Annotated in this window: 10 protein-coding genes and 5 tRNA genes; 3 read left to right on the top strand and 12 right to left on the bottom strand. The window is 44.8% G+C overall.

The genetic code is table 11. The annotated features are described in order from the left end of the window. Positions 1-159 precede the first annotated feature (159 nt). A complete protein-coding gene (locus GPL15_RS26140) occupies positions 160-1,077 on the bottom strand; it encodes a SufD family Fe-S cluster assembly protein (RefSeq protein WP_215701609.1) in 918 nt (305 codons plus the stop codon). 1 nt (position 1,078) lies between these two features. After that, positions 1,079-1,816: an ATP-binding cassette domain-containing protein gene (locus tag GPL15_RS26135; RefSeq protein ID WP_215701608.1), complete on the bottom strand. Its 738-nt coding sequence runs from the start codon at positions 1,814-1,816 to the stop codon at positions 1,079-1,081. 164 nt (positions 1,817-1,980) lie between these two features. Here GPL15_RS26135 and GPL15_RS26130 point away from each other — a divergent pair, with 164 nt between their 5' ends. Next, positions 1,981-2,712, top strand: coding sequence for a type II CAAX endopeptidase family protein (locus GPL15_RS26130; RefSeq protein ID WP_215701607.1), 732 nt, complete (start codon positions 1,981-1,983; stop codon positions 2,710-2,712). 5 nt (positions 2,713-2,717) lie between these two features. Here GPL15_RS26130 and GPL15_RS26125 read toward each other — a convergent pair whose 3' ends face one another. The 4 genes from GPL15_RS26125 to GPL15_RS26110 all read right to left on the bottom strand — a co-directional run bounded on the left by GPL15_RS26125 (position 2,718) and on the right by GPL15_RS26110 (position 4,389). Continuing rightward, a complete protein-coding gene (locus GPL15_RS26125) occupies positions 2,718-3,659 on the bottom strand; it encodes a 3-hydroxyacyl-CoA dehydrogenase family protein (protein ID WP_215701606.1) in 942 nt (313 codons plus the stop codon). A gap of 226 nt (positions 3,660-3,885) precedes the next feature. Then, a tRNA-Leu gene (locus tag GPL15_RS26120) sits at positions 3,886-3,969 on the bottom strand. Between the two features lie 11 nt (positions 3,970-3,980). Beyond that, a tRNA-Leu gene (locus tag GPL15_RS26115) sits at positions 3,981-4,064 on the bottom strand. Positions 4,065-4,305: 241 nt separating this feature from the next. Then, positions 4,306-4,389 (bottom strand) — tRNA-Leu (locus GPL15_RS26110). A 281-nt stretch (positions 4,390-4,670) separates the two neighbouring features. Between GPL15_RS26110 and GPL15_RS26105 the strand changes: the two genes are divergently transcribed. Both GPL15_RS26105 and GPL15_RS26100 read left to right on the top strand, forming a co-directional pair. After that, a tRNA-Leu gene (locus GPL15_RS26105) sits at positions 4,671-4,754 on the top strand. A gap of 11 nt (positions 4,755-4,765) precedes the next feature. Continuing rightward, positions 4,766-4,838: transfer RNA gene (locus GPL15_RS26100), tRNA-Asn, on the top strand. A gap of 108 nt (positions 4,839-4,946) precedes the next feature. On the opposite strand, the gene GPL15_RS26095 is transcribed toward GPL15_RS26100, so the two are convergent. The 6 genes from GPL15_RS26095 to GPL15_RS26070 form a co-directional block, all read right to left on the bottom strand. Then, the gene (locus GPL15_RS26095) at positions 4,947-6,959 is read right to left on the bottom strand and encodes a hypothetical protein (RefSeq protein WP_215701605.1); all 2,013 of its coding nucleotides are present in this window, start codon (positions 6,957-6,959) and stop codon (positions 4,947-4,949) included. A gap of 20 nt (positions 6,960-6,979) precedes the next feature. Next, positions 6,980-9,289: an AraC family transcriptional regulator gene (locus GPL15_RS28255; protein WP_215701604.1), complete on the bottom strand. Its 2,310-nt coding sequence runs from the start codon at positions 9,287-9,289 to the stop codon at positions 6,980-6,982. A gap of 65 nt (positions 9,290-9,354) precedes the next feature. Continuing rightward, on the bottom strand, positions 9,355-10,920 hold the full coding sequence (locus GPL15_RS26085; protein WP_215701603.1) for an extracellular solute-binding protein: 1,566 nt from the start codon (positions 10,918-10,920) through the stop codon (positions 9,355-9,357). 27 nt (positions 10,921-10,947) lie between these two features. Beyond that, complete coding sequence (locus GPL15_RS26080; protein WP_215701602.1) at positions 10,948-12,330, bottom strand: hypothetical protein; 1,383 nt, start codon at positions 12,328-12,330, stop codon at positions 10,948-10,950. Between the two features lie 25 nt (positions 12,331-12,355). Next, on the bottom strand, positions 12,356-13,219 hold the full coding sequence (locus tag GPL15_RS26075; protein WP_215701601.1) for a carbohydrate ABC transporter permease: 864 nt from the start codon (positions 13,217-13,219) through the stop codon (positions 12,356-12,358). An 11-nt stretch (positions 13,220-13,230) separates the two neighbouring features. Beyond that, positions 13,231-14,067, bottom strand: a complete 837-nt coding sequence (locus GPL15_RS26070; RefSeq protein WP_252198642.1) for an ABC transporter permease subunit — start codon at positions 14,065-14,067, stop codon at positions 13,231-13,233. Positions 14,068-14,439: the final 372 nt, after the last annotated feature.

Raw genomic sequence — 14,439 nt, 5'->3', positions numbered from 1 at the left:
ACCGTGAATGGGCACCGCACTGTCTTTTTTCGTCCTTGAAGGCCTTAGTATTTCTTAGGGTCGGAATCCGACCCCCAATTTCTCTCATCCACGGCCGCCTGCCCCAGATTCCCCGTCTTCATGGCGTTACTCCTGCCAACTCGTTAAATAAAGATTTACTTACTTTAAAAATCCATTTACAATTTGGGCCTCTGCTTCTGCTTCTGTTAAGCCTAAAGTCATGAGTTTAATAATCTGTTCACCCGCAATTTTTCCAATTGCCGCCTCATGGATCAGAGCCGCGTCCGGATTATTGGCAGTGATCTCAGGGATCGCACTGATTTTGGCATCGTCCATAATTATGGCGTCACATTCCGTATGGCCTGCACATTTGGCGTTTCCGTTGATCTTAGAGATAAAGGTCTGGCTGGAATTTTCCTTTGCCACGGAACGGGATATGACATTGGCGCTGGAATCTTCTCCATTTAAATTAACCGTAAACTCGCTGACCGCATCCTGTGTTCCATGGGTTAAAAGGCGTTCACGGATCACCAGCTTAGCGCCTTTCTCCAGATTGGCTACCGTATTCCGCTTTGTGGAATCCACACCTTTAATCTGAACCATTTCCATCTCTACGTAACCATTTTCCTCAACCGTCACTTCGGTTCCGGGATTCATGATCCTGTGGCCCTTACCATCGCCGCTGCCGTAGTGCTTCTCCACATATTTCACCTTTGCGTTCTTTCCTACAAAGAAACGGTGGATACCGTCGTGTTTGGAATCCGCGTCTCCGCTGTTATGGATTCCGCAGCCTGCGATAATCGTTACATCCGCATCATCACCGATATAAAAGTCATTATAAACCATCTCAGTCAGGCCGCTCTGGCTCAGGACTACGGGAATATGAACGCTCTCGTTCTTTGTATTCGGCTTGATGTGGATATCAATGCCCGTGCCGTCTTCTTTAGAAATGATATCAATATTGGCTGTAGTATTCCTTCCTGCCATCTGACCGTTAGCCCGGATATTGTAAGCTCCGGCAGGAATCTGGTGCAGATCTGCCACTTCTTCTAATAAGGTTTTCTGAATCTGATCCATGTTATCTCGCCTCCTTATAGAATTTTTCACACGCATCCACTGCAGAAGCAGTTCCTAAAATCTCCGGAAGGATCTCTTCCCTGGGCCCCTGCTTCGTAATGCGCCCGTCGGCAATCACTACAATTTCATCCGCAATATTGAGAATACGCTCCTGATGGGAAATGATCAAAATGGATCCGTCTGTCTGCTGGCGCATCCGGTCAAATACCTGGATGAGATTCTGGAAACTCCATAAGTCGATTCCGGCCTCCGGTTCATCGAAAACAGAGAGCTTCGAAGCCCTGGCAAGCACGGTTGCAATCTCGATCCTCTTCAATTCGCCTCCTGAAAGGCTGCCGTTCACTTCCCGGTTAATATAATCTTTCGCGCACAGCCCTACTTCCGAAAGATACTTACACGCATCTACCGCGGACAGGTTCTGTTTAGCCGCAAGGCGGATTAAATCCAGCACCTGGACACCCTTAAAACGGACCGGCTGCTGGAACGCAAAACTGATTCCCATATTAGCCCTGTCCGTAATGCTCATATCTGTAATATCTGTTCCGTCAAATAAAATCCGGCCTTCATTGGGTTTCTCAATTCCGGCAATTAACTTTGCCAGCGTTGATTTTCCACCGCCGTTAGGTCCGGTAATCACCACAAATTTATGATCTTCAATGGTCAAGTTTAAATCCCGTATAATACCTTTTTGTCCCTTTTCAGCCTGGACTTCAAAGGACACATTCTCTAATGTAAGCATGACTTCCTCCAACTGTTGTTTCTGATTTTACCTGCATTTGATATTATATACCATTTTTCCAATCATTACTATATCTTTATAAACAATTTATTCCGGGTTTTTGACACTTCAAATCAACCTGTGATATACTGGACAATAAAATCATTTTAAAAGAAGGATATTGAATGCTGATACTCAAAATTATAGTTCCGCTGATCTTTTACGACATTGCTGTTTTTGCTGCAGGGATCATTCTGCCCTCCCATATCTCCCCGCTGGCGGTTACAGGAGCCGGCGCCCTGGCTTCCCTTCCGTTCCTCTACGGTTTTTACCGCGCAGAACAGAAGAAACGGGGTAGACTTATGGAGGCGGATCAAACATTGCTTTACAGCTCCATTTTTATCATGCTGTCAGCCGCAGCCTCCTGCATTGCCTTCAATTACCTCATCAGCCGCTCCCCTCTGCCAGCACTGTTTCCGGCTTATGAGGCACAGTTTGAAGACGCCTTAACCAGCCCTCCTCTGTGGGAGCAGATTCTCTGCACCGTTATCGCAATACCGGCGGCAGAAGAACTGTGTTTCCGGGGTCATATTTATGCTCCGCTCAGGGATAAAACCGGTTTTTGGGTTTCCGCCCTCTTCTCATCCGCTATTTTCGGCCTCTATCATGGAAATATGGTTCAAGGCGTCTACAGTTTCTGCCTGGGCCTTCTTATGGCCTGGATTTATGAGCGGTTCCGTTCCATTTGGGCTTCCTACCTGTTCCACTTGACGGCAAATCTGACTGCTGTTATGGTCTCCCAGTTTGCCGGTTTGGATCCTTTCGCCGGGAAACCGGCACTGGCCCTTACGGCGGTATGCCTTATATCACTTCCATTCTGCATGTACGGAATACAAAAAACAGCCCGCAGCCATTGATCTGATTATTCTTCAGGAAGATTCCACTGAATGAATTTATAAAATGGCTTTCTCTGGCGTTTCCTGAAATCCGCTTCATCAATCCCGGACCAATCCAAAACCCCGCGTTTCGTTCGCGCCCCCAATTCTCCTGCTTCAATGTGGTCCAGCAGACATTTCTGCGGCTTATCCGCATTGCACAGGGTTGGGAACAGATTGGACTGCACCTCCTTCTGGAGCGGAAGCCCCGCCGCATCATAATGTTCAAATATGCCGATGGAGGAATATCTCTGTCCGAAACTATAGTAAACTACGTCGTCGATCTGCTCCGGCGTTGCAACGCCTTCATCGATCAGATACATGGCTTCCCTGAACAGGGCATGCTGAAGACGGTTCCCGATGAAACCTTCAATATTCTTATTCAAAGTGACTACTTTCTTTCCCACAGCATTTAATAAATCTTCCGTGATCCCAACTGTATTTTCACTGGTATATCTGCTTCTGCAAACCTCCACCAGAGGAACAACATGAGCAGGATTCCACGGATGAGCCACCAAAAACCGTTCTTTATGAACCGGCAGGCTGCCTAAAATATCGGCGGAAATCGCTGAGGTGGCTGAAGCGATCACAATATCATCCCGGCAGACGTCTTCCACCTTTTGATAAACTTCCCTTTTAACATCCACGTCTTCACTGACCGCTTCATAACAAAAATCGATGTCTCTCAGATCCCCATAGCTGTAGGTATACCGTACTTTTGACATACAGGCGTCTTTCTGTTTTTCAGTCATGATCCCTTCGGAAATTAATTCATCAAAATTGTGCCCAATCTCAATCTCTCCTTTGTTCACACCAGTATCATGAAAGCCCAGCATGACAACATCATATCCATTTCCTGAAAACAGCGTGGCAAGGCTGGCTCCTATCTGTCCTCTTCCAACAATGCCAATTGTTTTGATACTCTTCATTCGCCCCATCCTCCTCTATTTTTATATCTGTCTTCTTTTAATTTAACACAGGCAGAGTGGAGCGTCTAATATATTTTTCTGATTTTCCATAAAAATTATATTTTTCATACACAGGATTTGAACCCAGGCTGTATTCCCCAGCCCCATGTCCGGGAAATGAAAGGCTTGTTCTGAGGAATAACAAAAAAGAACCCCTGAAATCCAGAGATTCTTCTTTGTTTTGTGATGCGGGAGATGGGACTTGAACCCACACGAGCATACACCCACAAGATCCTTAGTCTTGCCTGTCTGCCAATTCCAGCACTCCCGCAAAAGAACAAATGCAGAAGAAGGGAGTCGAACCCTCAAGGTATTGCTACCACACGGACCTGAACCGTGCGCGTCTGCCAATTCCGCCACTTCTGCATTTAAAATTGTACGAATTGCTTAATTAATTCGTACAATTATAATACTATACTTTTACAAATTAATCAAGTACTTTTTGCATTTTCTTTGAAAATATTTTTGTACCTGCCCTTTTACATCTAAATTAAAAAATTTATAACAGTTTTATGTATATTCCTGTCCCGACTGCTGCATAATATGTTTCATCGGTAAAAAGAAAGAAGCCAACTGCTGCTGCAATTGACCTCGCTTCTCTTTCTGATGCGGGAGATGGGACTTGAACCCACACGAGCATACACCCACAAGATCCTTAGTCTTGCCTGTCTGCCAATTCCAGCACTCCCGCTCAACGTATGGTAGTATATCATAGTTTGAAATAAATGGCAAGAGTTTTCATTCTTTTTATCATATTTTATTAAATTTCCCATTGGATGGACATCCGGTGGATCTTGACCGGCTATTTGGGTCAGGAAACTAAGCCGTCTGAACTGCTGCTATTTATTTGCGGGGACGGGATAAAGAGTTTATTTTCTTCTGAAAGGAAGAGGGAAAAATAGTTTTTACAAATTTTTGCCATTTCTGGTTGACAAACCAACAAAAGCATATTATAATAAATTTCGTTGGTTCGCAGAAGTGGCGGAATTGGCAGACGCGCACGGTTCAGGTCCGTGTGGTAGTAATACCTTGAGGGTTCGACTCCCTTCTTCTGCATTTATCAACATTCCTTGATAGCTCAGTCGGTAGAGCACGCGGCTGTTAACCGCGGTGTCGTAGGTTCGAGTCCTACTCAGGGAGCTTTGTAAGAATCATGCTGAGGCATGGTTCTTTTTTTGTTTTCATAAGAATTTCCAAAACTCCCTAGTTCACTCAATCTCTACCCTATGGAACAAAAGCAGTCTCCGTTTAAGGGGCCATGGACGGATCAGGATAAGAATATTCCCCCCTATAATTTGAAGCGTTATAAACCGGATATTTTACAGGTTTATAATTCTGATCTTTCGGATTATCTTCCTGGGTATAGATATACATCCAATGATAATCCCATACCACCAGCTCGTCTCTCTCATCTCCTGTCAGATTAATGGCTTCGCAGCACAGTGTGGGATGGCCGTCGTCCGGAAAAGCAAGGGCCCGTTTTCCATGCCCATTGAGCAGTCCGCCTTTGTCCGCATCTGCATTCAGCAGGATCAGTTCGCTGCCGTCCCCCTTCCAATTGACCGGAGTGATCACATTTCCATTCAGATCATTTTCATATTCCCACAGCGGATTTCCGTGGCAGTCATATAAATATACAATTCCCTGATGGCCCCAGAAATTTGACACGGCAAGTTCCAGCCCTTCCCTGTCCGGGCAGTAATTTGCGACGCTGATTCTCTGGGCATGGCCGATCCGGTCCCTCACCAGTATATTTCCCTCATAGTCGCCGATAAAAAAACCTTCCGTACCCGATACGCATGCGAAATACCCCTTTTGCTCCGGCCCCATAAACTTTCCGGCAATGATTTCATCCGTATGGTCATCGAGAATCGGATAAGACCAAAGTTCTTTGCCATCATGATCCAAAAGCGTATAGCCGCAGAGGACTTCGTCATGGCCGTCTCCGTCTATATCGAAAGCAAATGGGAAATGCCCTGTATTCTTCCGGCTTTGATAGCTCCATAAAAGGTTCAGATCCGAGTCATAGACGTAAATCCTGCAATACCGGTCTTTGATGATAATATCAGCAGGCCGTTTCTTCCCCGATATATTGGCTATGCGGATTCCATCCGGATTTAAACGGTCAAACGCATAGCACTGGTAGGGAAGCCCCAGCAGGGTCTTATCATCTTCCTCAGACATAGGCGTTTTCATCTTTTTTTTCACGGTTCCCGAAGCTCCGTCCAATATCTGTATTTCAAAGTTCATGCCCACAATCACTTCATCAAAACCATCATTGTCAATATCATAGACCTGAAATGGCAAATCCGCCGCTATTTTACCCAGATGTTCCGCCTGATCGGAAGGCTCTCCGATCTGCCACAGGATATTTCCATCCAGATCCACGGCCGTCAGACAACTGATGAAGCCATATGCGTCTCTGCACACCCGCTTCTGGGCCTGGGCAAAAATAATCTGCCAGGTTTCATCTCCAAGAAGATGTCCAAACCGTATCTGCCGGGCAGCTCCAAAATTCCCTAAATTGATTTTTTTCCATAATTTCATGGCCGGGTACTGGCTTTGAAGCATCAATTCCTCTTCCTTTTTCTTTCTCTCCTCTTCTGCCGCCGCAAGATAAGCCTCTTTTTCCATCCAAACCCGCACATCTGTGAAACGGGTAGGGCAGTCCGCCGTAATCCCAATCCGCCCTCCGGTTTTAATGCGTTCGTATGAACATTCTAAAACAATTTTTCCATCAACGGCGCAGACGGCCCGCTCCTCAAAACAGGATACTTCCAACAGATATTCCCGGTCGCAGTCATTGATATAATCTGCCCGTTTTAATACTTCCACCTCTTCTTTATGGCGGTAAATGATGGAAACAGAATCCTTCTCCAATTGAAACACAAGGGTATTCAAACTGTTTTGCATAGCAAAAGCAATTCCAGCATACCCTTTTGTGGATAACCTGCGCACAACTGCGCTCACAGAATAATTCTTCCACAATCTGCTTCCTGTCTGTAAGGTCGGGAACATCCGGTGAGGCCTGTCTTTTTCAATTCTGGTCATTTCCATATAATGCTTCCCGCCGGATTCTGTAATAATCCAGCTGGGGCCGCTTCCATTATAAGTATAGTTACAGACCGGATCAGTCCATCCACCGCAGTCTCCTTTGGGCATTATGTAATGGTATTCCCCCATGGCAGAGTGATCCGGATCATACGGAAATTCACCAATGGGGAAATCAGAAAAATCCTCCTCTAATAAAAATACAGCCATCGTTTTACAAAACCTCCTTCTTATTTTTTACACTGGCATTCCCTATACTGGACCGGAGTGACGCCATACTGGCGTTTAAATGCCCTGCGGAAAACATGGGAACTGCTGTATCCGCATTCGGAAGCGATAAAATCAATATTCTTCTGCGAATTTTCCAACATGGAACAGGCTTTCGACAGTCTTAGATTTTGCAGATAAGCCGAAAAATTAACCTTTAAATGTTCCTTCATGAACCCGGATAAATAACTTTCGCTTAAATTAAAGTGCTCCGCAAGGGTGACCATATAAAATTCGCTGTCACAATAATTCTTTTCTATGTAATCAATCAAATCCTGCTTGAGTTTTTCCGACTGGTTACATCGGTTATCCCTTACAATCAGGCATAATTGAGAAAAGATCTGATGAATGACCTGAAAATCACAGTCCTGCAGCTGCTCCAGCCTGCTGTGTATACCGCACTGGATTTCCTTAGACATGGGAATATAATCCAGAAGCTTATATACCGTCCCTTTCAGCTCATTTAAGAGCATCAGGAGCGATTCACGGTTCAAGTGATCGGTTTTAAAATTGCTTTCATATATGAGTTCCAGCAATTCCCTGACCTCATCCGTATTCCCATCTCTGCAGAGGAAAATAAGCCTTAATTCATTTTCCATGGAGTAACTGTAATGATTATGGGAGATTTCCGCCTCCATATCAGGATCTCCCTCCACCGGCTCGCCCCGCATCACATACCGTTCCATTTTCTGCCTTGCAGCCATATAGGACAGGTCAATGCGGGCCACGGAATCCACAATCTCTCCGGTAAAGCATGCGGCCTGAATATCCGCCGCCCGCAAAAGATCCTCTTTGATCTCTCTGGCCGCATCCAGCAGTTTATTTCTGCATGGAACACTGTCTTCTTCTTTAAACGGAACCACATATGCCACCACATTATCTTCAATGTCCGCTTCCACAGCCAGAGAAAGCAGCTGATTCATCATAGTGAGGCCGTGTATAACGGCTTTGGCTCCGCTGAGCTCAGTCAGTATTTCTTTTGAAACGGTTCCCTTGTATCCGCTTATGTAGATCAGCAGCACTGCATAATTTTTTCCCAACAGGGCTATCCCCAGCTGTTCCATGCTCAACTGGATCTCCTGAGCATTATAAAATTTCCCCTGAAGCAGTTTGAGGACAAAATTATTCTTTAAAACAGGGTAATGCTGCTGAATCTCCTTTCGGACGTATTCATTTTCATCGATAAGCTTGATAATGGCATTTTCCAGAACTACCATATCCAGCTTCTCGCTGTTAGCCGCCTCATCCCTGTACTCCCGTATCTGGCGCAGCATTTTTCTGATGGGAAAAGAAACCCACCAGGACAGGATACCGGCAAAGCCTGCTCCTGCTGCTATACAGACCGCCAGCATGATCAGAAAGATATTCCTCAGTTGTTCCGTCCGGTGAAGAATATTCTTCATCGGTTGTATGGACATATAAATCCAACCGTTTTTTGTGGACCGCTCATAGGATACCAGCATTTCTTCATTATCAATTATCTTTGTATAATATCCTTTGTTCCCTTCTTCCGGAAGGGAAGCGATGACTTCCATGTGATTTTTATTTGTTTTGGAGGTAATAATTTCTTTTTCCGGCGTTAAGATATAATATTCATCCCCCATTTCAACATCAAACTGGGACAGGGAGGTCTTCACTGTTTTCTGGCTCAACAGGACATGGATCGAAGCTTCCGGATCTTCATGGGAACCGAAAGGCAGGGACAGGGAAAAATCCATAACCGGACAAATAACCCCTCGTTTTTCAATCTGATAGGAGCTGCCATAACTGATATAATTTTCTTTTGAGGTGACTCGTTCCATCCACTGATCATAGGTGAGCGCCGATGGCTCCTCAATATAAGACCGATAGTAGTCCTGGCTGGTATATCTTCCGTCCGAAGTGATGATATAATCGTGTTCTTTGAACCAGATATAATATTCTTCCACAATTCCATCGGCAAATGAAATATAGGAAAAGTCCCGCCATATATTGGTAATCAGGCCGATCTTTTCCGGCAGTGAAGGATTTTTCAAATTCATGAACTGGAGAATATTGTTATTATTGGCGATTCTTGAAATCAGCAGTTCCATCTCCCGAATCTGCCCTTCTGTTGTAATCCGGGCTTGTTCCAGAATCTGGGAATTGCGTTCCTTGGCCTCTTCTTTCAAAAGATTAACCGTATGCAAATAGAGGACGACCGCAAAGGTCAACGGGAGAATGAAAATACATATATAAGTAAAAAACAGTTTGCCTAACATGTCTATTTTTAAGTATTTAACCGCTTTTTTCACATAATCCTCCCCGGCAGTCTGCCATGTCTTTTGAGACATGGCAGAGTTTTATAGATTAACTGTTTTTACTGTTTCTTATATTCTTTTTCATACCATTCTGTCATCAGTTTTATCTGTTCTTCCCCTCCTGCCCGTCTGTAATCAGCCACATAGGTGTCCCAGTCATTTTCCAGATTCACGGTCCCCATAATAGCTTTATCGCGGAATTCCTTCACCGGCTGTGTCAAATCATACATGGCCAGCTCCGGAAAATATGGAACTGAAAGGCCGGTCTCATCTACCATTCCGTATTCATTGGAAACTTTTAACGCTTCCAGGCTGGTTTCTCCGAATGCCTGAAGCATCAGATCTTCCAGCAGAGGCGTATTCACATTGGGCCTCTGGGTTCCTAAAATTATGAATCTCAATGACGTATTTTTCCCGCGCCTGTCCTCTTTAATATCAACTTTATCGCCGTTTTGCTCGTAATCCAGCCCCTCGATACCGGCAAATACAAATTTCCCGCCCTCTTCTGAGCAGCCCCAGTCCAGGATTTCCAGGACTTTTTCTGGGTATTTGCAGTTTTTGGTGATGGCGGTATAATTACGGACCGGATTCTCATATCTGACTTTGGACTGGGTTCCGTCCGCCTTTAAAGGAGGCGCCATCGGAACCAGATTTTCCAGGTCATATGCCATAGTACGCAGCTCTGTTGTCATCCAAAACCAAAGAAAACAACCGTATTTATTGGAAACTGCCTTATCCCATCTCTGCTGTCCTGTGGTTACCACATATTCCGGATCGATGATCCCTTCTTTATAAAGGCCGTTCATAAACTGCAGATATTCTTTATATTCTTCCGTCAGATAATAAGGTATGTATTCCCCATTCACATATTTATTGGTCGCGGCATCAAACGCATCCAGAAATGCTCTGACAGGCAGGGAATAGTCGTTGTCTGACGCCAGGATTCCATATGTATCATCAATTCCATTTCCATCAGGATCTTCAAAGGTAAACCTTCGCAGCATTTCGTGCCAGTCATCCAATGTTTTTACATCTTCCGGATTGATATTTAAATTCTCCATAAAGGACTTATTACAGAAAAGCGCCATCGGGGTCTGGTCATATCGAAGCAGAGGGACGCCGTAAATCCGGCCGTCATAAGAGGACAGATTCCAGCCCAGCTGGGAAATTTCATTTTTAAGGTTGTCATACTCCCCAACCTTATCCGTAATATCCATCAGCATACCCTCTGCGGCCCATCTTGAAAAGCTCTCTTTATTGGTCAGCATCAGATAATCCGGCAGATCACCGGAAGCCATAATCGTGTTCACCTTATCCGGGTACTTGGAAGATTCACTGATAATGGTCAGGTCAACATTGAATTTATCCTCTAAAAATTTAATATAGGGGCTGTCATTGATATCATAACCCTCTGTGTCCACATTTACATTGGTGAGAAATGTGAGCGGAATCCGCTCTTCTGCCTGACCCGTCTGGCTTCCTGCAGAAGTTTGGGCATCCGCCGAAGGTGCGGCGGATGGCGCGGCGGACGAAGCTGGATTCCCCGTTTTGCCCTGGCATCCGGCCAGCGCCGATATCGTCATAATCAGACACATCCCCACTGCTGTGATTCGATTTCTTTTCATATAATTTCCTCCTAAACTATTGATTGATTAAATACCTCCTAAAATACACCAGTTATAACCATTTCCCATAACGGCCATGGCTTTCTCATAATATGGATTTGCATAACGCATGTTCGCCGCATCGCTGTCTTCTGCATATTCGTCGTACCAAATTCTTATAAAACCATCTTCTCCATAGACCAGAATCTGTTCTCCCGGTCTGTCCAAAAGTTTTCCGGACAACGCCACACTTCCTCCAATATTACAGATCCAGGTTCCAAAACGGTCCCGTACATCGCCGGATGAAGCCGGAAGGCCGTACACCAGTTCATGATAGCCGTCTCCATTTAAGTCCACAGGCATACTTTTATAGACACTGAAATCCAGCTTTATCTCCGCGCCGCTATCCATATCATAAATAAATTCCTCATAGCTGTCATGAAAACGGCCTTCCGGACCACAGGTTTTATGACCGATCCTGACACCCAGGCCGTATTTTTGACCGGAAGGGCCTAACCGGGCCACCCAGCCCAGATCAATATGGCCTTGTTCCAGATTCCCCCAAATCCTTCTTCCATCCACATCATAACAGCAGATTCTGGGGCCATTTTCCTCCTCCTGTTCCCGGCAGGTAAACAGTCTCCATGGAATTCCGCTTTGATCAGTGACAGGAATGATAAGATCCGAATGCCCATGGTAGGTATCTCTGTCACAGCAGAACAGCTCTGCTCCATGCTCCAATTCCATGCAGCGCTCTCCCCATAGCAGCTCATCCACTCCGTCCTCATTTAAATCGATCACCGGGCACATATGGCTTCCTCGGGCCCCCGGTTCCTCCGCGCTCACTTTATGTTCCCACAAAAGCTGCAGCCCCGGGCCGTATCCCTCAAAATACATATCCCCATAGGTTCCCTGCGCCGCTGTCAGAACAGGTCTGCCTTTCACATAACCTCCAACTATAAAGTTCCTGAACTGGTGGCTCAGACAGGCCGTGCGTTTAAAGTCTTCCGTATGGGGCCATGGTATCTCATACAGCTCTTCTCCGGTCCGCGCATCAAGTCCGGTTAATGTATAGGAGGCGGTTCCAAGAGGGTGGACAGTATTTTTATTGTTTACAAACCAGATTTCATCAACGCCGTCTTCATTGAGATCGAACGCAAATACCGGGCAGAACCAAACGCCTGGTATCACCCCTTTTCCCAAGTCTTTTTCCCATATAATTTCTCCGCTCTGGCTGATCATCATAAAATGCAGACTGTCTTCCGGGAAAAAGAACATTTCCACATAGGGATCCACATCAAAATCCGAAGAATATGCGCAAAGATAAGCCTTCTTTTCATCCTTTCCCATTTTCACCGGCACAGCCCGGCATTGGCGGACGGGTTTCCCCACATCGATTTCAAATGCCTGTTTTAACTGAATTTCACTCATTTTCTCCCTTCCTTTCCTGTTTCTTTCATTCTTTAATCGCTCCGATCATCACGCCCTTCACAAAATACCGCTGTACAAATGGATACACCACCAGTATGGGAAGTGTCGAAGCAAAAATAGCTGCTGTCTGAATGCTTAAAGTAGGCAGTTCCTGTTCCACCAGCCCGCCCATCTGCTGGGTGCTGGATCTCATTACCAGATCAATCAGGTAATTCTGAAGCGGTTTTAATTTAGACTGATTGATATAAATAACGCCGTCCATCAATGAATTCCAGTGAAATACAGCGATAAACAAGGCGATTGTCGCAATGGCCGGCACCGACAACGGAATTGCAATTTTGAAGAATATGGTGATATCATTGGCGCCGTCAATAATTGCCGATTCTTCCAGGCTTTCCGGAATGGACGAGAAGAAATTCATCAAAATGATCACGTTCCACGGATTGATCAGCGGCGGAACTACCAGGGCCCAAATGGAATCAAAAATCCCCGTATAACAAACGGTCAGATAGGTAGGGATGATCCCCCCATTAAACAGTACGGCAAAGAGCACAACCCTTCTGAATAATTTTCTTCCAAAGAGATGCTTTTTTGACAGCGCATATCCCAGCATGCACTGAACCGTTATCCCCAACGCCATTCCAAGAGCGGTCCGCATTGTGCTGACAACAAATCCCGAATAGAATTTTCTGTCTTTAAAGATCATTTCATAAGCGGCAGTTGAAAAGCCTTTTGGAAAGAGAATTACCTGCCCTTCCTTTACCTTCGTCGGATCGCTGAAAGAGACCATCAGAATATAGTAAAAAGGAATTAAACAGATCAGCGCAAACAGAATCAGGATTATTTTTATCATCAGATCCCCAATATCAAGCTTTTTATGTCCGGACATGTGTTCCCCTCCTACCATAAGTTTTTATCAAACAGTCTTTTGCAGACGCTGTTCGCCGAAACAATCAACACCAAACCGATGGCGGACTGAAACAGCCCGATGGCAGTCGTTATGGAGAATTGTGCCTGCCCGATACCAATCCTGTATATGTATGTGCTGAGTACATCCCCAACGGAATACACCTGGGAATTTGCCAATACATAAATCTGTTCAAAGCCTACATCCATCATTTTACCGATTTCCAGCAAAAGCAGCACCACAATTGTTCCTGATATCCCCGGAATTGAGATAAACCTCATCTTCTGCCACCGGGATGCTCCATCCATAGCCGCCGCTTCATATAATTCGGGGTTAATGGATACCAATGCAGCCAGGTAAAGGATGGTCCCCCAGCCCGCAGACTTTATGATTTCCGTAATTACAACAATAGCCCTGAAATATTTTGGTTCCGCCAGAAAAAAAACGGGGTCCATGCCCAATAGTTTAATCCCCGCATTCACGATTCCGGTTGACGGCATTAAAAACTGAATTACAATAGAGCCGAATACTACCCATGAAACGAAATGCGGCAGATAAATGGTTGTCTGTATCCATTTTTTCAATTTCAGATTTTTCAGCTCATTTAAAAAAATGGCCAAAATAATGGGAATGGGGAAATAAAAAAGCAGCTTGTAAATATTGATAATCAGCGTATTGTACACCAGTTGGAAAAAATTTGGATGTCTGAAAAACAAGAATTCAAAATTTTTCAGCCCCACCCACTCACTGTCCCATATCCCTTTTGAAAAGCTAAAATTTTTAAACGCAATTGACAGTCCAAGCATTGGCACATAACGATAAATTATCAATAATACCAACCCCGGAAGCATTAAAAGATAAAGGCTTCGGCTCCTTTTTATTTTAAGTAAAATATTTTTTTGCTGCATTCTGTCCCTTCTTTCATAATTTCCGCATGCGGCCGCTGCATTACATGTTTTCATGTGGATGCGGTTTGCTATGGTTTGATTTTAACTATTTTTTTCAGAATAATACAAGGGACACTTTTTATTTATAGGTACATTTGCATATTTTTTCTTTGATTTATGGGGATTTATCGTGCATTTAATATTAAAGATAGGGGAAATTGGGATTTAAGTGAGAAAGATACGCAGAAAAGCGGGGAGGGCGGACGGCGGGGCAGAAGACCGGAGAGCTGTACCGGGGAAAACCAACGATACAGT

It is taken from the genome of Clostridium sp. MCC353, from assembly GCF_018785315.1.
GTDB lineage: Bacteria > Bacillota > Clostridia > Lachnospirales > Lachnospiraceae > CHH4-2.
Note: the sequence above shows the minus strand (reverse complement) of the source record. Positions and strands in the feature narration are given on the sequence as shown.

What these genes read in the sequence shown, in the direction of transcription:
- GPL15_RS26140 (WP_215701609.1), bottom strand. Translation starts at nt 1,077, where the DNA reads ATGGATCAGATTCAGAAAACCTTATTAGAAGAAGTGGCAGATCTGCAC.
- GPL15_RS26135 (WP_215701608.1), bottom strand. Translation starts at nt 1,816, where the DNA reads ATGCTTACATTAGAGAATGTGTCCTTTGAAGTCCAGGCTGAAAAGGGA.
- GPL15_RS26130 (WP_215701607.1), top strand. Translation starts at nt 1,981, where the DNA reads ATGCTGATACTCAAAATTATAGTTCCGCTGATCTTTTACGACATTGCT.
- GPL15_RS26125 (WP_215701606.1), bottom strand. Translation starts at nt 3,659, where the DNA reads ATGAAGAGTATCAAAACAATTGGCATTGTTGGAAGAGGACAGATAGGA.
- GPL15_RS26095 (WP_215701605.1), bottom strand. Translation starts at nt 6,959, where the DNA reads ATGGCTGTATTTTTATTAGAGGAGGATTTTTCTGATTTCCCCATTGGT.
- GPL15_RS26085 (WP_215701603.1), bottom strand. Translation starts at nt 10,920, where the DNA reads ATGAAAAGAAATCGAATCACAGCAGTGGGGATGTGTCTGATTATGACG.
- GPL15_RS26080 (WP_215701602.1), bottom strand. Translation starts at nt 12,330, where the DNA reads ATGAGTGAAATTCAGTTAAAACAGGCATTTGAAATCGATGTGGGGAAA.
- GPL15_RS26075 (WP_215701601.1), bottom strand. Translation starts at nt 13,219, where the DNA reads ATGTCCGGACATAAAAAGCTTGATATTGGGGATCTGATGATAAAAATA.